Below are 18,468 nucleotides of genomic sequence, written 5' to 3'. Positions count from 1 at the left end.
CGTCGTGATGGGCATCATCACCGCTGTGAAGCGTGTGCGGAAGGGCCCTCCCAAGCCCTCTCATTTTCGCGGGAAGGCGCGGCTTAAAGCAAAACGACGCAGAGGCAAGCATTGAATGGCCTGGCCTGGTCAAAGCCGTCAGTGTCGTCCGGGGGGGGGGGGATGCCGGGCCCAATCATGGGGCGAATGCGGGCCGCGTAGTGGCCGTAATGCCGTCTCTGAAAGGCACCCGCGCGCGGGAATCAGGCAGGGCGGTGCCCTAGCGCGATGACGCCAGCACCAAGGAGCGCGAGGGCAACTCCTACGTAGTCATTCCAACTTGGCGTCACGCCATCGACGACCGCTAGCCAGATAATCGCCATGACGATATAGACGGCGCCATACGTGGCGTAAACACGGCCACTGGCAGCCGGATGCAGCGTCAGCAACCACACAAAAACCACCAGGCTAAGTGAGGCGGGCAAAATCAGCCAGGCGCTACCCTTTCCGGTCAGCCACAACAAGGGAAGATAGCAACCCAGCAGTTCAGCCACAGCGGTTGCAGCGAACAAGCCTAGGCTGCGGAACAGCACCGTTAAGTCGACGCTCATGTCCGCTTTACCTCTGTGGCCACAAACCGTGCTGCAGTGGCTCCAGATAGGGCTATCTGGTCGAAAATGACGCAATCCCGAGTCAGCCCCCCAGTGCAACCAGCATCGCAGCTACAAACGAATGCCTCCAGGCCTGCTTCAAGCTGGCGCATCTCCGCCATTTTGGCGCGGACCTGTTCAAGCTGCGCCTGAGCGAGATTCCGCACCCCTACGCAGGCGCGGTCGCCATCCTCAAACAGGTTCGTCAGACTGCGAACTTGGTCTATCGGAAAGCCGAAGTCCCGGCAGCGTTTGATGAAGGTTAGTCGCTCGAAGTCTTGGTCGCGATAGTAGCGATGGCCGTTGGAAGACCGTTCCGGCTGGGGTAGCAGACCGATTTGTTCGTAATAACGAATCGTCGCCACAGTACATTGAGTGCGTTCCGAAAGTATACCTATTGTCATTTTCACGGTTGGCATCCGACTAACCTCAAATAGTCCTTGCACCTAAAGTTACTTTAGGTCTCATCGTAAGACTTTATCAGATTAATATGAAACGGTGGTCACATGGAAATCTCACGGAATCGGATCAAGAAGGCCGGGACAGTTGCGAGCGTCGGGGCAGGCGGAGGGTTGCTGCTCGCGTGCGCCGCGTGCTGCGCGCCGCTGGTCGCACCTTTGCTGGCTTGGCTCAGCGTAGCAGGCTTGACCTTCATGGGTCCCATTGGCATCGTTGCAGCAGCTATTGGTGCAATCGCACTCGTGTGGATGACCGTGGCGTGGCGCCGCCGCAAGTCACAGCGCCGAGATACAAACAGTCCTAATGCAGCGTGCAAGGTCGACTGTGTTGCTAAGTGCAACTAGATGCGATTAAGCAGAAGCTAAATATTGCTAGGCGTGATCCCACCTTGCCACGCTAGATCTTCGCAATTTGCGCGGTAATGATTTTCAGCTGTTGCTGGTTACGCTCACTGTATCGATCAGTTAGATAATCGGTGCGACCGCGAAGCAACAAGGTCATTTTGAACAATTCTTCCATTACGTCCATCACCCGGTCGTAGTAAGCGGAGGGACGCATGCGACCCGCGTCGTCGAATTCCTTGTACGCCATCGGTACTGACGACTGGTTTGGAATCGTGAACATGCGCATCCATCGGCCCAGCAAGCGCAGGGTGTTGACGACGTTGAACGATTGCGAGCCACCGCATACCTGCATTACCGCCAGCGTGCGCCCCTGGCTTGGCCGGAGGGCGCCTTGCTCAAGCGGTATCCAGTCAATCTGGTTTTTCATGACGGCAGTGATAGCCCCGTGACGCTCTGGGCTGCACCAGACCTGGCCTTCCGACCACAGCGACAACGCCCGCAGTTCCAGCACCTTCGGTTGATCTTCGGGTACGCTACCGGCCATTGGTAATTCCATCGGGTCGAAGACTTTCACTTCAGCACCAAAGTGCTCGAGGATGCGCGCGGCCTCGTAGGTCAGGAAGCGGCTGACCGAGCGCTCGCGCAGCGATCCGTACAGCAGCAGGATGCGCGGCGGATGATCCACTTCGGCAACCTGGGCCAGCTTGTCCAGCGTCGGGATGTCGATCAAGGCTGGGTCGACGTTGGGTAGGTTGGCAATCTTATCCATGCTGAACTCGCTGTCCATTCTCATCGATGACGCGCTCGCCGTCTTCCTTGTTGAAAGCGTGCTGTTGCGGCTGCTCGAGGATATCGAGCACGAGTTCGGACGGCCGGCACAGGCGGACGCCTAGCGGAGTAACCACGAAGGGGCGGTTGATCAGCAGTGGATGCTGGATCATCGCATCGAGCAATTCGTCATCGCTCTTCGACGGCGAACCCAAGCCTAGCTCCATGTACGGTGTGCCTTTTTCCCGGATCGCTTCGCGCACCGTTAGCCCAGCCTGCGCGATGAGCGCCTTGAGCGTCTGCCGGTCTGGCGGGGTATTCAGGTAGTCGATTACGAGCGGCTCGATGCCGGTGTTGCGAATCATCGCCAGCGTGTTGCGGGAATTCCCGCAGGCCGGGTTATGTAGATGGTGACGGTCATGATTATCCTTTACGACAGACGAATGGCGAGAGCCGACAGGGTCAGCAGCAGCACTGGAAGAGTCAGCACGATACCGACGCGGAAGTAGTATCCCCACGAAATCTTGATCCCCTTGGCCGACAGAACGTGCAACCACAGCAGGGTGGCCAAGCTGCCGATCGGCGTGATCTTCGGCCCAAGGTCGCTGCCGATCACATTCGCGTAGACCATCGCGTCGCGCACCACGCCCTGGGAGGTGGTGGCATCGACCGACAGAGCGCCAATGAGGACAGTCGGCATGTTGTTCATGATCGACGACAGCAATGCGGTGATCAGGCCAGTGCCGAGGGCGGCACCCCAGACGCCGTACTCGGCGCACTGGTGCAAGACATCGGTCAGGTAACCGGTCAGTCCTGCATTGCGAAGCCCATACACGACCAGGTACATGCCGAGGGAGAACACGACGACCTCCCACGGCGCATTGCTAAGCACTTCGCGGGTCGAAATCTTGTGGCCACGCGCGGCGACTGCAAACAGCATCACTGCGCCCGCTGCGGCTACAGCGCTGATCGGCACGCCGAGCTGTTCGAGTCCGAAGAAGCCCACGAGCAGCAGCCCTAGGACCCACCAGCCTGTTACGAAGGTGGCGCGGTCATGAATGGCATCGTCTGGCCGCTTCAATTGCGACAAGTCGTAGTCTGCAGGTATGTCCTTGCGGAAGAAGAACATCAAAACCGCCAGCGTCGCTGCTACCGACACCAGGTTCACCGGCACCATCACGGCGGCGTAGCGCGCGAAGCTGATGTCGAAATAATCCGCGGAAACGATGTTGACCAGGTTTGAAACCACCAGCGGCAGGCTGGCCGTGTCCGCAATGAACCCGGCGGCCATCACGAATGCCAGCATCGACTTGGCCGAGAAGCGCAGCTCGCGCAACATGGCGATGACGATCGGTGTCAGGATTAAGGCTGCTCCGTCGTTGGCGAACAGGGCAGCGACAGCGGCGCCGAGGAGGACCAGCATCACAAACAGACGCTTGCCGTTACCCTTGCCCCAGCGCGCCACGTGTAGCGCTGCCCACTCGAAAAAGCCAGCCTTGTCGAGGAGCGGGCTGATGATGATGACCGCCACGAAGGTGCCGGTTGCGTTCCAGACGATGCCCCATACGACGGGGATGTCGGACGCCTGAATGACCCCGGCGAGCAGAGCAACGACCGCACCGGCGGACGCGCTCCAGCCAATGCCCAGGCCGCGCGGCTGCCAGATGACGAGAACGAGGGTGGCAAGAAAAATCAGAAAAGCAATAAGCACAGCAATCCTTCGAGGCGGTGTAAGTGCTCCAGCGGCGCCGGAGCGTATAAGAACGGAGTGCAAGTCAACATGCCCAGGAGCGGTTTTAGGCCAGCAGCGTGCCGATGCGATCGAGCTCGGCTTTAAAGCGGACCTTGTCGCCGTTGAGTTCGTTCAGCGGCAAGGCCAGGAACGCTTCAATGCGCGCGCGGACGATCGGGTAAGTTTCCTCGAACGCTTTCTCGATCTCCTCTTCGGTGCCGACCACGTGGCCAGGATCGTCTACGCCCCAATGGGTGCGCATGACAGGTCCAAGGTAAGCCGGGCAGGTTTCGCCGGCGGCGCTGCCGCAGACGGTGACAACGATATCCGGCGTCACCGGCAGGTCATTCCAAGACTTGCTGAAATAGCCCTCGGTCGAGATACCCTTGCGGCTTTAAGAGAGCGACGGCGCGCGGATGCAGCTTGCCCGCAGGCTGGCTGCCGGCGCTGATCGCCTTCAGTCCTTCGGGCGCCAGATGATTGAAAGTGGCCTCGCTGAGAACCGAGCGGCAGGAATTGCCAGTGCAAAGGAAAAAAACGTCCATATGTGATCCTGGTTGTTGTTGTTGTTGTTGTTGTTGTTGTTGTTGTTGTTGTTGTTGTTGTTGTTGTTGTTGTTGTTGTTCGAGAAAATGTTGGAGGGAATGATCTCAAGCCGCATTGGCCGCGGCGCAGCTGCTATCGATGCCTTCGCAGGATTTGCCGCCGCAGCAGTTATCAGTCAGAAATGAAACCAATTCGCTCATCGTATTGAACTGGGCGCTATAGATCACAAAGCGTCCGTCCTGGCGAGGAACGACCAGATTGGCGTGGCTAAGCTCTTTCAGATGGAACGACAGTGACGACGCGGGAATTTTGAGCGCATCGCCGATCTTGCTAGCGGCCATACCCTCCGGCCCCACCTCGACCAGCAGGCGGAAGACGGCGAGCCGCGATTCTTGGGCGAGTGCGGCTAGAGCCGACAAAGCGTTTTTGGTTTCCATGGTTTTTACCGTGATTGAATTTCGACATTTCTGTTCTGGTCGAATTGTCGAATCATATGGGGGCAAACCGGCACCAATCTGCGAAATGTTGTATCCATGCGGGTTTCAGGCCACAATACCAATCCCCACCGTCCTGCCAGAACCAAGAAAAATGGCCTCCCCTGGGGGAGGCCATTTTTCTTGGTTCGGACGGCGACGGGCTCGGCGCCCCCCAGGGATTCGAAGACTCGCGCGTACTAGCGCGAGGCTGTCCGAATCGCCCGATCTCCGCCGCCATGCGGCGGGCGCCTGAGGCGCCCGTCTCCGCCAGAAGCTCTGCCTGTGCCTCCCCAACCGTGCGCATCGTTCGTCAGGAGGAAGTATGCCTAGCTAGCCAAGCACCTCACCGACATCCAGGTAAGCACGCCAAGGCGATGCCAAGCCGCGAAGCTGATCCACCTCCTTGACTGTCTCGGCCAACGAAAAAACGCGAATGCCTTTGATTCCAACAAGTAATTCATGTTCGGGATCGGGCGTGTCCGAGTCCCCAACGACGCTTTTGACGATTGCCGGCGGCCTCTAAGTGACAACCCGGTATTTCGCAGCATGCCGCTGTCATTGCCGCCGATGCCCAACGGCGGGCGCTTACCCAGATTCGTCCTGACATAACGCAGTACGTATTCCTCCGATCTGTAAAGACGGCCTGTTGCAGTGTGATTTTCCTGCAACACAATTCTCTTGCGATTGAATGGTGCCCCCTAATCGTTTATCCACCGATAGAATGTTCAGAGGCCACAATTCGTCGAATATCTTCTCGTTCACCGAATTAACTTCTATTTATGACATCATGTTCCGAATTTAATAGATAGTTTCACAATAGGGCAAAACTTCTTGCATGAATGTAAATCAACGACTACAGTGAGATTGAAGCTTGTATAGACAAGCTGGCAAGGCGGCAGATTGGGGAGGCGTTTGTAACGGTTGGAGCAGGTGGTCGTAAATTATCAGTGAGAAAAATTGTATGCCGGCGGGGAGGGGCCCACCAGGGCCATCGTCCTTAGAACGGTTCACTTGGCAAAATAATCAGGCGGGAGAGTAAATGTCTAACAGGTACGTTCCAACAGCAACAGCCCTTGGTCTTCTGATTTTCAGTAACGGCGCGTACGCGCAAACGACGCCGGATGGCGCCGGCCCGATCGAACGCGTTCAGATCACTGGTAGCCGGATCAATTTGAAGCAAGCGCAATTATCAGGGGTCGGCCCTGTTACAGTCATCGACGCCGATACCATCCAGCGTTCTGGTGCGATCTCGGTCGAAACCTTGCTGCAGCGGCTTCCTTCATCTGCCGGCACGGCTGGAAATCAAAGCAGTGCGTATTGGACCAGTAATGGCTACGGCACGACGCAGGTGAACCTGCGTGGACTTGGAACGGACCGCACGTTGGTTCTCCTGAATGGACGCAGGGTAGTGTCCGGCGGCACTGGCGCGAACAGCTCTGTCGACCTGAACATGATTCCAGTGGCGATGATCGAACGCGTCGAAATTCTCAAGGATGGAGCCTCTGCAATTTACGGCGCGGATGCCGTTGCCGGTGTCGTCAATATCATTACGAAGAAGGCGTTCGACGGGGTCGAAATGTCCGCACGCTATGGCAAGACTGAGCGGGGCGACGGATCCGAAATGGCGGCCGACCTGACGTGGGGTACGCGTGGCGAACGTGGCTCGCTGATTGGATCGCTTAACTATTCGGAAAGCGGCGCTGTGAATCTGGCGTCGCGCGCACCGTGTGCGTTGTTTGAAGAAGACGGCAAACTGGTGTGCTCCGGCAGCTCTTCTACCTTGGGAGGGCGCGCACGCCTTGCTGACGGACGCCGCGTCAACTTCAATCAGGAACCAAACGGAAATCCCCGCGGCTTCGAGACGTATTCGGCAGCCAAACACGCTTACAACAGCAACCCATTCCTCAATGCCGTCAATCCAATCAAGCGGATTGGAATGAGCGCATTCGGCAACCTTCGTTTAAACGACAAGGTAGAGCTTTTCACCGAATTGATGTTTACCAATCGCCAATCGGAGCAGCTTGCAACTCCGGGAGCTATCGGAGCAACGCGGGCGATTCGAATTGCGGCATCGCACCCGACCAACCCAACTGGACAAGACCTGGTGCTCGAGCGCCGTCGTGTGGCCGAAGTCGGTCCGCGTATTTTTTTCCAGGAGACGAATACTTTTCGCGTCGTAACGGGGTTGAAAGGCGTCCTGAACGACAAGTGGGATTGGTCGGCGTCCGCCAACTGGGGGCGTAACACCGGCGTCGATGGCATGACGAATATCATCAATCTTGATCGGGTAGATGCCACGCTGAATGCGGCAACTTGCGGCATCAGCGCCACTGCTGCGCCTTGCGGCAACTACCTCGGCTATGGCAATTTGTCGAAAGCCGCGCTGGACTACATCCACACCTCGACCCGCGACAACGGCGGCAACGACCAGAAAAGCTTCAATGCGAGTATCAGTGGCGAGTTGTTCAACCTTCCCGCTGGCGCTGTAGGAATCGCAACCGGTTTCGAATATCGCAAGGAAAAGGGTTGGCGCGATCCGGATAGCCTGATTGTATCGGGCGCTGCCAACACCAATGCCCAAGATCCGATCGCCGGCGAATATGCCGCGCGCGAAGTGTTTGCCGAGCTGTCGGTGCCGCTGCTTGCCAAGCTGCCTCTGGTCGAGTCGCTCACCCTGAACGGTGCTGCGCGTTACTCGGACTACACTTTGTTCGGCTCGAAGAGCACGTACAAGGTCGGCATCGATTGGCAAATCATCCCGTCACTGAAAATGCGGGCCAATAAGTCAACCGCCTTCCGCGTCCCGAACGTACCCGAACTTTTCGGCGGCGTTTCGGAAGGTAACCTGACAACGACTGACCCTTGCAACAGCTGGAATACCCAAAGCCCGAGTTCGGCCGTGTACAAGAATTGCCAGGCTTCGGGCTTACCGGTTGGTTTCAGGCAGTTCGGACCGTCCATCCTGACGACTGGTGGTGGCAACGTCAACCTCGAGCCGGAAGACGCGAAAACGTTCACCGTTGGTGCCGTCTGGACCCCGTCGAAGGCGGTGACCTTAACACTCGACTATTTCAACATCGAGATCAACAACGCAATCGAAACGGTGCCTGGGTCGACCAAGTTGTCGGTGTGCTACAACTCGCTTAACTTGTCGCACCTGTTCTGCAATCCGTCGAGCTTCACGCGCGATCCGCAAACTGGCGAAATCAACTTCCTTTCATCGCAGCCTGCGAACGCCGCTCAGCAACGTGTTTCGGGTATCGACTTTGGCGCGATGTATGACTTCAAACTGTTCGGGTGGAATTCGTCGGTCACGGCAGATGTCTCGCGTCTTAATCGCTTCGACGTCACGCCATTTCCTGGAGGCGACACGATCGAGTACGCGGGCAAGATCACTGGTGGCCGCGGCAGTTATGCACAATGGCGTTCTTCCACCGGGCTGACTTTGGTGAATGGTCCTTGGTCCGGTTCGTACAACATCCAGTACATCGGGTCGGCTGACGACATCAATGCCGCACCAGCGGACATCGGTTCGAGCGCTCCGGGCGTGCAATACCACAGCGCCAGCGTGAAGTATGCGTTTAACAAGGCAATGTCGGTGTCCTTCGGCGTCGATAACCTGTTTGACAAGAAGCCGCCGTACATCCAGAGCTGGACTGACGGCAATACCGATACCATGACCTATGATTTGCTCGGTCGCCGCTGGCACGCGCGGCTGGCGTATCGCTTCTAAGTAGCTCCTGAACCGCCGGTCTTCTCGACCGGCGGTATTTTTTGTCCTCGCCACAAGTCGTAATCAGGCCGGCGCAGCATCGGTGGATCAACATGCAACTAGCTTTCTGGGTGCGACGCACTCATAAATGGATTGGATTAGTAGTCGGGGTGCAAGCGCTGCTTTGGATGATCAGCGGCCTTTATATGGTGGTGGTGCCGCTAGAAGTCATCCATGGTGACCACCTTGCCCACGTTGCCACCGAACCGCTCAAGCCTGCGGCCAGCCGAGTTGGGCAAGGCGACCTGGCTACCCTGTATCCGGGCATCACGTCAGTGCGACTGAAGAACATGCTGGGCAAAGAAGTCTACGAGATCAAGCGCGGTAACGATGCGGCGCTGATTGACGCGGCGAGCGGCAAGAAGATCAGCCCTCTCGATCGCGACACGATCAAGGCGCTAGCCGAGGAAGCGTATGTAGGGGAAGGTAGCGTCCGCGGTATCGAATGGGTAGTCAAGGCGCCGCGTGAAATCGGCGCACGTCCGCTGCCGCTTTGGGCCGTTCATTACGAGGAATTCGGCGACACGACACTCTACTATTCGCCGCATACGGGCGACCTGGTCGCGCGTCGCCACAACTTGTGGCGCTGGTTCGATTTCGTGTGGATGCTACACATAATGGACTATCAAGAACGGGAGGATGTCAACAACACGTTGCTGCGAATCGCGTCCGTCACCGGACTGGCATTCGCATTAAGTGGGGCCTGGTTGCTCTTGTATAGTTTCAAGCGGAGGACACGCAAATGACGCCATGGATGCGTAAGATCCACAAGTGGTTCGGTTTGGTCATCGCCATTCAATTTGTGCTGTGGATGTCGAGCGGTGTTGTAATGAGCCTGCTCGACGCCGAAAAGGTGCGTGGACGCGAGTATCGCGTCAAGCCACCAGTCGCCGCGAAGTGGCCGGCCGATGCGATGACGGTGGATGCGGTGCTGGCCCGAAGCAGCAATCAGGTGATGACAATTTCATCTGGATGGCTGCTCCAAATGCCGGTTTATCGTCTTGCCAACGACAAGGCAAGCTGGATCGTGGCGGCTCGGGACGGCAAGCCCCTGGCACTCGACGCGATTTTAGGGATGGATATCGCGCGTTCCTCTTACTCGGGCAAAGGAACTGCTGCGACGCCGCGCCTTTTGAATTACACACTCGAGACCCGTAGCCATAAGGGGCCGGTCTGGCGTGTCGATTTTGATGACGCTGACGAGACAACGGTGTATGTGTCCGCCGTAACCGGCAATGTGCTCGAGCACCGCAACAGCACCTGGCGCCTGTTCGACTTTTTCTGGATGTTGCACATCATGGATTATGCCGAGCGTGCCGACTTCAATAACAAGCTGCTCGTCACCAGCGCGGTGGGTGGCTTGACCATGGCGCTGACCGGCGTCTGGCTGCTGTTTGCCAGTTTCCGGCTGTCGGAGTTCATCCCCCAACGCCTGCGCCGCACGAGCGCAGTAAGTGTATTCTCGAAGGACGGTAGTATGCTTCGCACCGTCGAAGCATCAAAGGGTGATACGGTATTCCAGGCGCTCGCCCGCGGCGGCATGCAGCTGCCATCCAATTGCGGCGGTGGCCAAAGCTGCGGCTTGTGCGAAGTGCGCTGCATTGGCATGGCGCCCCCGCCGACCAGCGCGGACCGCGCGCTCCTGTCGGCCCGAAAGCTGGAGGCAGGTTACCGGCTCGCCTGCAACCTGCCGGTCGACAGCAGTGTCGAGATCGAGGTGGCTGGCGGCGCCGCGCTCACGCAGGAATACGAAGGGACAGTGACAAGTGTAAAGGCGGTAACGCCATTCCTGCGCGAGATCTCGTTGCGTCCGCGTGAGCCAATCACTTGCCGTCCAGGCGCGTACATTCAAATGCACATACCTTGCTACGCACGCGAGGCCGGGCATATCGAGGTCCCGGAGCACCATCGCGACGACTGGCGTGGTCTGAGCCTTCCTGCAACGTTAATAAATGCTGCCCCGGTTCGGCGGTCGTACTCGCTGGCGACTCCGGTTGAGCAGGCCGGCGGACAACTGACGCTGCTGGTAAGGTTCATGCCGGGACAAGACCCCGGCAAAGGCGCCAGTTATATGTACACCTTGAAGGAAGGTGACCAGGTACGCTTTAGTGGTGCGTTTGGCGAGTTCGCCATTAAACCTGGCGGCCGCGAGAAGGTATTCATCGGTGGTGGCGCCGGCATGGCGCCTCTGCGGGCGATGATCCACGAGTTGCTTGAATCCGGTGCTGGTGAGCCGCTGCATTTCTGGTACGGCGCGCGCAGTCAGCGAGACACGCCCTATATCGAGGAAATGAAGGGGTACGCCCAGGAATTCACCAACTTCAAATGGCAGCTGGTGGTGTCTGAGGAAGCGGACGGTCTGGTCGGAGTGAAAACGGGGCTGGTGCATGAGGTCACACGCGATCATTTGCTCAACAAGCATCCTGACCTGAGCGGATGCGACTTCTATCTTTGTGGGCCGCCCGCAATGCTGGAGGCAACACGCAAGCTGCTGCGCGAGCTCGGCATTAGCGATGAACGCGTTGCGTTTGACGACTTCAAGGTCTAAATGCCGCGGCACGGGCGAGGCTCCGAATGCTGGCCTGTCTCGAAGACAGGTCAGGTTCGCGGCAAAGAGTCTGTATGGCGCGAGTTGGAATGAATGACTGCCGCTGCGTCACTGCAGCAATTACCAAAACTACGTTTGTCCACGCCATAAATCACCAGCGCTCTCCAGATTTCAAGACGCCTTTATCGTACGTCTCTGAGCAGCAACGATAGCGCGCTCGTGCATCAAGAGCCAGGCCGCAGGAATGACGAACAGTGACAGTAGCGGCGCGGTAATCATCCCGCCCACCATCGGCGCGGCGATTCGCTGCATGACCTCGGAGCCAGCGCCATCGCCAATCATAATTGGCAGCAGGCCGGCAAGGATGACCGCCACAGTCATCGCCTTGGGCCGTACGCGAAGCAGAGCGCCTTCACGTATCGCGTCCAAGAGCACCTCACGCGTCAGCGGAAGTCCGGCGGCGAGGCGGGCCTGGAGCGCATTACGCAGGTAGACCTGCATGACGACGCCGAACTCGGCAGCGAGGCCAGCGAGCGCAATAAATCCCACGGCAGTTGCCACAGATACGGCATGGCCGAGGAACCAGATGAACCAAAAGCCTCCCACTAGCGCAAACGGTACGGTCAGCATCAGCAGGGCCGCTTCAGAGACAGAGCGAAATGCCAGGTAGAGCAGCATGAATATGACGACAAGTGTCATCGGCACGACGGTCTTGAGGCGGGCGGATGCGCGTTCCAGGTATTCGAATTGACCTGACCACCCGATCGCATAGCTTGGCGGAAGCTTTATCTTGGCATCTACTTGCGCCTGCATTGCACGGACAGCACTCGACAGGTCGACACCACGGACATCAACATAAACCCACCCTGAAAGCCGCGCGTTCTCGCTACGAATCATCGGCGGACCTTCAGTAACGGTTAGTGACGCGACGTCGCCAAGGGTAATCTGCGCGCCGCGCGCGGTCACGATAGGAAGTTCGCGCAGTGACTGTACAGAGTTCCGGTAATCCTGCGGGTAACGCACATTGATCGGGAAACGCTGGCGGCCATCGACGACCTCTCCAATGTTCTCGCCGCCGATCGCCGAGGACACGATGGTCTGTATATCGGCAACGCTCATGCCGTACCTTGCTGCCCGAAGGCGGTCGATATCGAGGTCGATATACCGGCCGCCGCTAAGGCGTTCGGCAAGGGCCGATGTGACACCCGGAACGTCCTTTATTGCCGCTTCAATCTGCGTCGTGATTTTGTCGATCTGGCTCAGGCTTGGCCCGGAAACCTTGACTCCAACGGGGGTTTTGATGCCCGTTGAGAGCATGTCGATCCTGTTGCGGATTGGCGGCACCCATACATTCGACAGTCCCGGGACTTTTACCACTTTGTCGAGTTCACTCACCAGGTTTTCGGGCGTCATGCCTTCACGCCACTGATCTCGAGGCTTGAACTGGATAGTGGTTTCGAACATTTCCAGCGGCGCCGGGTCGGTCGCGGACTCGGCGCGGCCGGCCTTGCCAAATACAGTTGCCACTTCTGGAACAGTCTTGATGAGCCGGTCGGTCTGCTGCAACAGTTGACTCGCCTTAGCGGCGGACAGTCCTGGTAGAGCCGAAGGCATATACAACAAGTCTCCTTCGTTCAGCGGTGGTAGGAATTCGCCGCCCAATTGGGCGATAGGAATTGCCGTAAGCAATAGTGCAGCTAAGGCTATGCCTAGTGTTGTACGGGGATGCTTCAGACTGGCATCGAGAAGCGGGCGGTATGCTTTTGTGAGCGTGCGATTGATTGGATTGGACGATTCACGAGGTATATGTCCCCTGATGAGGTATCCCATCAAGACTGGAACCAGCGTTATCGCTAGCGCTGCTGCTGCCGCAAGAGTGTACGTTTTCGTGTAGGCGAGCGGGGCGAAAAGTTTGCCTTCCTGGGCTTCCAGAGCAAACACAGGAATAAACGAAAGCGTCACGATAAGTAGCGAGAAGAAGAGCGCAGGGCCGACTTCAACAGATGCCTTGGCGATGATGTCCCAACGAGTGGGCGAGTCGATTTCCTTGCCCGGATGGTTTTCTGCGTAAGCTTCCAGGTGCTTATGCGCGTTTTCAATCAGGACCAATGCTGCATCGGTCGCGGCGCCGACGGCAATCGCGATGCCGCCAAGCGACATGATGTTGGCGTTTACTCCTTGGTATCGCATTACGATGAAGGCGGCAAGTACTCCTAATGGAAGTGAAACGATCGCGACCAGTGCACTGCGAAGGTGAAACAGGAAGACCGCACACACTAATGCGACCACAACGAATTCTTCGATCAGTTTGTCGCGGAGGTTCGCAACCGATGCGGAAATCAGCTTGGAGCGGTCGTAGGTTGTCACGACTTCCACCCCCTTGGGAAGCGAAGCTTGCAGCGCGGCCAGTTTGACCTTTACAGCGGCGATGGTATCAAGTGCGTTTTTACCGGACCGCATTATTACGACACCTCCAGCCACTTCGCCCTCGCCATTGAGCTCCGCTATGCCACGTCGCATTTCCGGACCCAGCCGCACCGAGGCCACGTCACCAAGCAGGACCGGCGTGCCGGCATCGCTGGCGTTCAACACGATGTTTCGGAAGTCGTCCAGCGTGCGCAAATAGCCGTGCGAGCGAACCATGTATTCTGTCTCTGCCATTTCGATGACAGAGCCGCCTGATTCTTCGTTACCGCTTCGGACTGCTTCGAGCACCTTGGAATGGGACAAGCCCAGTGCGCGGAGTTTGTCGGGGTCAAGCACAACTTGGTATTGGCGAACCATGCCGCCGATGCTGGCTACCTCGGCCACATCCTTAACAGTCTTGAGCTCGAATTTCAAAAACCAGTCGTTGAGTGCACGCAGCTGGCTGAGATCGTTCTTACCACTCCGGTCCACTAAAGCGTACTCAAATATCCACCCCACGCCTGTGCCATCAGGTCCCAGTTCTGCTCGCACGCCGGCCGGGAGACGGTTCTGAACCTGGTTGACGTATTCAGTGACGCGAGAGCGTGCCCAATATAAGTCGGTGTCGTCGTCGAACAAGACATAGACGAACGAGTCGCCAAAAAAGGAGTAACCCCGGACTGTCTTCGCTCCGGGGACCGAAAGAAGGGCAGTCGTCAACGGGTAGGTAACCTGGTCCTCAACAAGCTGGGGCGCCTTGCCCGGGTACTGCGCTCGAATGATGACCTGGGTGTCAGAGAGGTCGGGGAGCGCATCGAGTGAAGTGGCACGCAATGAATAGACGCCCCACGCGGCGACCAGCACCGCTGCGATGAGCACCCAGACGCGCCCAGCAATGGATGCCCGAATGATGCGGGCAATCATGGCCGGGCTCCGGTGTTGGCGGAAATGCTCTTGAGCCGGTAGCCATCTGTACTTTCAACAAACGAGAACTGCACGGTCTGGCCAACTTTGATTTCTTTAAACGAGTCCGGCTGCGGCTTTTTAAAGTCCATTGTCATCGCCGGCCATTGCATGGAACCGATGGGGCCATGTGAGAGCGTTATCGCTTCATTGGTGACCTGTTCGACCTTCCCGCTACCGTGATGGAACGCCGTCGATGGCCGGGATGACTTTTGCGGCTCAGCTGGTTTAGTGGGCGCCATCTGCGCCATCGGGCTCACGTCCTTGGATGCTGGCGTTTTGCCGTGCGCGGCGCCGCCTTCGCTCGTGCCCTGGGCGTTGTCAGAAGATTGGGGAAGTATGGACTTCAAATTTGCTTCCGAGTCGATCAAGAACTGGCCCGATGCGACCACACGCTGGCCTTCACGTAGCCCGCCAAGTATTTCGGTTTCGGCGCCTAATTCCCGGCCAGCAGACACGATGACCGGATGCATACTGTTCTGCCCCTCGGCGACGTAGACAATCGTGCGTTTCCCTGAGGCGATGATGGCCTCGGATGGAACGAGCAGACGTGCCTCGGCTTTCGCTGCGCTGATCGCAACGCGCATCAACATTCCCGGGATGAGGCTTCCGTCTCTATTGTCGAGCTTCAAGCGCGCCTGCGCCGTCCGGGTAGCGGTACTCACGCCCGGGAGGATCTCGCGGATCTTTCCCCGGTATGTGCGCTGTGCGTTGCCGGCAGCGGTCGCACTGACGGACATGCCCGGGCGCGCCGAAGCGATTAGGCCTTCTGGTACCTCGGCTAGCAACCAGATCGTATCCATACCGACGACCTTTGCGATCGTTACGCCAGGCGTTACTTGTGCCCCTTCTCGCACGTTCAGCTCAGTGACCACACCGGAAACGGGGGAGGTGAGGGACAGATGGCTCTGTGCCCGACCTGTGCGGTCCGCGGTTGCAATCATCGAATCTGGAATCGACAGCGCGCGCATTCGCTGGCGGGCCGCCGCCGTCAATGCGCTATCGCCGCTGCGCTTTAGCGCCAAGTATTCCTCTTGCGGCGCCAGCCAGTCCGGGACGAAGATCGAGGCGATGGCCTGGCCGCGCTTGACCTTCTGCTGCGGCGCCCGCACGTGAAGTTTGTCGACGAATCCTGCGACTCGGCTCTGTATGACTTCCGCTTTGCTTTCGTCGAATTGCGTGCTCGCCACGAGTTCGAGCGTCGCCGCGTCCTCGGCGCGTCGCACAGTTGCAAATCGAATCCCCAGGTTTTGTTGAAGCGAGGGGGATATCCTTACGCCGGCCGCTTCCCCGCCTGCCTCGGCGTAAACCGGCACGAGCTGCATATCCATGAAAGGACTTTTGCCAGGTTTGTCAAATCGTTTTCCCGGCACCATCGGGTCATGCCAGTAGAGGACGCGTTTTTCTCTGGTTGTGGCGCTGCCGACATCAGGTGAACTGGATGACGGTGCGGCCACTTTTGCGCCGGCGGCGGTGGTCGTCGTACGGGTGCCCGCCCAGTATCCCCCGAAGGCGAACAGCGCAGCTGCAACGATGAGAAAAACAATACGTCCGTGATTCGCGCTCTTCATTGGGTAGTCCTCGATTGGTCAGCCATATCGTGCGGTACGACGTGCAACTCCAGACTTGCCCAGACCAATGCCGCCTCCAGCTCGAGGGCGTTAACTTGGAGGCGAGTTTCCAGGGAAGCCCGTTTGGCTTTGAAGACGGCAGTCAAGGTCCCTTTGCCGGCCTGGTAGTCGGAGAACGTAAGGTCGACAAGCTGGGTTGCATTCGGGAGCAGTTCCGCGTTAAGTCGGCTGATTCGGCGTTTAAGCGTTTCTAGTTGTGCAGCGAGCGCTCGTATCGTCGACTGCATGTCGACCAGCGTGTCTTCATACTCGAGCCTGGCTTTTGTTCCGAGTTCCGACTTCTCGGCGATGTCACGATCTTGTCGTTGGGCCCGATTGACGTTGAGCGGTATGCTGACCCCGAACGAAACCATATTCGAATACTGGCTGCTCCTTTGTGCAAAGCCTGCCTCGAAAGCCCAGTCAGGGTTTCTGTCGCGAATGGCAACGGTCTTTTCAGCGTCGGCAAGACTCACTGCACGCAGCGCATTGAGGACCGCCGGGTGATAACGGTCGAGGTCAGATGCCGGCAAATTGGGAACGTGTGCCAATAGTGCCGGAGGAGTGTCTGCGACCCTCGCAATATCCGTGCGCGTCCACCTGCGAAGATTGATTCGTGCAATGTCAAGTTCCTGCTCGGCCGCGTTGATGGCGTCTACGCTCTGGATCAATTCTGCTTTCGCTTGCAGCACATCGGTGGCTGTCACCTTCGCGCCGCGGTATGACGCTTTAAGGGTTTCAAGGTCTTGCTCCATCGCGCGACCGATTGACTCTACTAGCGTTAGGGCTCGTTGTTTGTAGAGAACGGTCAGCCAGGCTTTGCCGGTCGCTTCTCGTACATTGGCCACAGTCTCCAGATAAGAACCCTCGCTGGCTTCGACTGCGCGCTGAGCTCGTTCGGATCGCGCGCGGCGTTTATCCTTGGACACCCACTGCTGCTCGATGCCAACCCGGCGCATTGTCATGAAGTCAGCGTTTGGACGAAATTTATCGGGACCTGAGACTGGTAGGTTGTCGATGCCTAGCTTGAGCATAGGATCTGGAAGTTGCCCGGCTTTTGCAGCAGCCTGAGAACTGGCGGCGACAGCGGCGCTCGAAGCTTTTGCAGAGGCGGAGGCTGCGGTAGCTAGACGAAGCGCCTCCTCGAACGAGATTTGGGTTGGACCTGCCGCAACTAGTCCAGAGGTAAGAAGGAGCAGGGCCAGCAGTGTACCGTAGCGCTTCCCCGCAGGCGCGCCCGACACGGTCGCATGTGAAGTAAAAACAGAAAACATAATTCCTCCGAGATTGAAAACGAGCGCCGGCAGCAGATGCTAGCCGGGCGGTAAGCAAACGGAGGAAATCAGACTTGAATACGAAGCGTTCGAAGATACGGCGGCGCCGCCGGTCCAGCCTCGAGACTGTCGCCTGGCCAGAAATGGGACGCAGCCGCGCCTTGGACGGGCGATATGACCAGGACTAAAACCCCGAGCGTAAACGGCGCCACTGGGTGAGGGGAGTGATGAAGCTCAAGCGATACTTGGGTGTCGGCAGACATCTCGGCACAATGCGCCGGTTGTTCGATGTCCATGCCGGCACACGGAAGGCCATCCATCAGTTGCGCACTCATCTCTGCTGATGCCGGTGCGGGGCAAACGTACGAAGCCATAGCCATGCCGGCGCTGAAGATGGTCATGACCAAAATCATCGCAATATTACGAAACAGTAATGAAAATGACCGCCGCATAAATCTGGTAGCAAGAGAAACACAAAATCGAAAATACGTTAGATGGGTTTAGTGTAGCACCTTCATGGCGCACTTACCTCAGAGCCGCAGGGGCATCCAAAAAGCGAACTGCTACGAAAATACAGCTTGACCTTGCCATGGTCGGAAGGTTTATGCTTCGACTAGCTGCTACAAAGGGAGACAGGATAATGAATATTGGACAAGTGTCTGATGCGTAAGGTATCACATCAAAGATGATTCGGTACTACGAAAGCAAAGGTCTGATTTCGACTGCGAGCGGAATGTGTCAATCAATTTGAAACACCTGGGTTAAATTGCTGAGACTCTAAATCTCCTTTTCATGCTGCTTTTTTCGCCATGGTCGGCGGATTGATCCAGGCGGCGGTTGGCAGCCTCTGGGGCTGTGGCAGCCGGTTCTTGAAGCGGCTTGGCGTGCGCTCAAAGGCGTTTTGCAAGGTGATCTGTCGCAGCCTGTGCACTTCGGCAGCG

Annotated in this window: 11 protein-coding genes and 2 pseudogenes; 3 read left to right on the top strand and 10 right to left on the bottom strand. The window is 57.7% G+C overall.

The window, feature by feature from the left end:
• Positions 1-242: 242 nt before the first annotated feature.
• The 7 genes and pseudogenes from CR105_RS25805 to CR105_RS25770 all read right to left on the bottom strand — a co-directional run bounded on the left by CR105_RS25805 (position 243) and on the right by CR105_RS25770 (position 4,915).
• On the bottom strand, positions 243-590 hold the full coding sequence (locus CR105_RS25805) for a YnfA family protein (protein WP_099793613.1): 348 nt from the start codon (positions 588-590) through the stop codon (positions 243-245).
• Positions 587-1,048, bottom strand: a complete 462-nt coding sequence (locus CR105_RS25800; RefSeq protein WP_099793611.1) for a MerR family transcriptional regulator — start codon at positions 1,046-1,048, stop codon at positions 587-589. Before CR105_RS25800 ends, CR105_RS25805 begins: the two co-directional genes overlap by 4 nt.
• A gap of 436 nt (positions 1,049-1,484) precedes the next feature.
• Complete coding sequence (arsH, locus tag CR105_RS25795) at positions 1,485-2,201, bottom strand: arsenical resistance protein ArsH (RefSeq protein WP_099793633.1); 717 nt, start codon at positions 2,199-2,201, stop codon at positions 1,485-1,487.
• A pseudogene (gene arsC / locus CR105_RS25790) lies at positions 2,194-2,621 on the bottom strand (arsenate reductase (glutaredoxin)). The gene arsH and the pseudogene arsC overlap by 8 nt, the downstream one beginning before the upstream one ends.
• Positions 2,622-2,630: 9 nt before the next feature.
• Positions 2,631-3,911 (bottom strand): arsenic transporter, encoded by a 1,281-nt coding sequence (locus CR105_RS25785; protein WP_099793609.1) that lies wholly within the window; start codon positions 3,909-3,911, stop codon positions 2,631-2,633.
• Positions 3,912-3,996: 85 nt separating this feature from the next.
• Positions 3,997-4,477: pseudogene (locus CR105_RS25780) on the bottom strand (arsenate reductase ArsC).
• 105 nt (positions 4,478-4,582) lie between these two features.
• Positions 4,583-4,915: an ArsR/SmtB family transcription factor gene (locus tag CR105_RS25770; protein WP_099793607.1), complete on the bottom strand. Its 333-nt coding sequence runs from the start codon at positions 4,913-4,915 to the stop codon at positions 4,583-4,585.
• 1,078 nt (positions 4,916-5,993) lie between these two features.
• Here CR105_RS25770 and CR105_RS25765 point away from each other — a divergent pair.
• The 3 genes from CR105_RS25765 to CR105_RS25755 all read left to right on the top strand — a co-directional run bounded on the left by CR105_RS25765 (position 5,994) and on the right by CR105_RS25755 (position 11,274).
• A complete protein-coding gene (locus tag CR105_RS25765) occupies positions 5,994-8,687 on the top strand; it encodes a TonB-dependent receptor (RefSeq protein ID WP_099793605.1) in 2,694 nt (897 codons plus the stop codon).
• A 92-nt stretch (positions 8,688-8,779) separates the two neighbouring features.
• On the top strand, positions 8,780-9,472 hold the full coding sequence (locus CR105_RS25760; protein ID WP_099793603.1) for a PepSY domain-containing protein: 693 nt from the start codon (positions 8,780-8,782) through the stop codon (positions 9,470-9,472).
• Entirely contained in the window at positions 9,469-11,274 is a 1,806-nt protein-coding gene (locus CR105_RS25755) for a 2Fe-2S iron-sulfur cluster binding domain-containing protein (RefSeq protein ID WP_099793600.1), read from the top strand. The genes CR105_RS25760 and CR105_RS25755 overlap by 4 nt, the downstream gene beginning before the upstream one ends.
• Before the next feature lie 171 nt (positions 11,275-11,445).
• On the opposite strand, the gene CR105_RS25750 is transcribed toward CR105_RS25755, so the two are convergent.
• Genes CR105_RS25750 through CR105_RS25740 form a run of 3 tightly spaced genes read right to left on the bottom strand, consistent with a single transcriptional unit; the run spans position 11,446 to position 17,527 of the window.
• Positions 11,446-14,604, bottom strand: coding sequence for an efflux RND transporter permease subunit (locus CR105_RS25750; protein ID WP_099793598.1), 3,159 nt, complete (start codon positions 14,602-14,604; stop codon positions 11,446-11,448).
• The gene (locus CR105_RS25745; protein WP_099793596.1) at positions 14,601-16,214 is read right to left on the bottom strand and encodes an efflux RND transporter periplasmic adaptor subunit; all 1,614 of its coding nucleotides are present in this window, start codon (positions 16,212-16,214) and stop codon (positions 14,601-14,603) included. The genes CR105_RS25750 and CR105_RS25745 overlap by 4 nt, the downstream gene beginning before the upstream one ends.
• Positions 16,211-17,527: a TolC family protein gene (locus CR105_RS25740; RefSeq protein WP_099793594.1), complete on the bottom strand. Its 1,317-nt coding sequence runs from the start codon at positions 17,525-17,527 to the stop codon at positions 16,211-16,213. Before CR105_RS25740 ends, CR105_RS25745 begins: the two co-directional genes overlap by 4 nt.
• Positions 17,528-18,468 lie beyond the last annotated feature (941 nt).

This window comes from Massilia eurypsychrophila (assembly GCF_002760655.1).
Lineage (GTDB): Bacteria > Pseudomonadota > Gammaproteobacteria > Burkholderiales > Burkholderiaceae_D > JAFCUW01.
Note: the sequence above shows the minus strand (reverse complement) of the source record. Positions and strands in the feature narration are given on the sequence as shown.

Bases quoted from the DNA above. Each gene is read 5' to 3' on its own strand.
- CR105_RS25805 (WP_099793613.1), bottom strand. From the start codon at position 590: ATGAGCGTCGACTTAACGGTGCTGTTCCGCAGCCTAGGCTTGTTCGCT.
- CR105_RS25800 (WP_099793611.1), bottom strand. From the start codon at position 1,048: ATGCCAACCGTGAAAATGACAATAGGTATACTTTCGGAACGCACTCAA.
- arsH (WP_099793633.1), bottom strand. From the start codon at position 2,201: ATGGATAAGATTGCCAACCTACCCAACGTCGACCCAGCCTTGATCGAC.
- CR105_RS25770 (WP_099793607.1), bottom strand. From the start codon at position 4,915: ATGGAAACCAAAAACGCTTTGTCGGCTCTAGCCGCACTCGCCCAAGAA.
- CR105_RS25765 (WP_099793605.1), top strand. From the start codon at position 5,994: ATGTCTAACAGGTACGTTCCAACAGCAACAGCCCTTGGTCTTCTGATT.
- CR105_RS25760 (WP_099793603.1), top strand. From the start codon at position 8,780: ATGCAACTAGCTTTCTGGGTGCGACGCACTCATAAATGGATTGGATTA.
- CR105_RS25755 (WP_099793600.1), top strand. From the start codon at position 9,469: ATGACGCCATGGATGCGTAAGATCCACAAGTGGTTCGGTTTGGTCATC.
- CR105_RS25750 (WP_099793598.1), bottom strand. From the start codon at position 14,604: ATGATTGCCCGCATCATTCGGGCATCCATTGCTGGGCGCGTCTGGGTG.
- CR105_RS25745 (WP_099793596.1), bottom strand. From the start codon at position 16,214: ATGAAGAGCGCGAATCACGGACGTATTGTTTTTCTCATCGTTGCAGCT.
- CR105_RS25740 (WP_099793594.1), bottom strand. From the start codon at position 17,527: ATGTTTTCTGTTTTTACTTCACATGCGACCGTGTCGGGCGCGCCTGCG.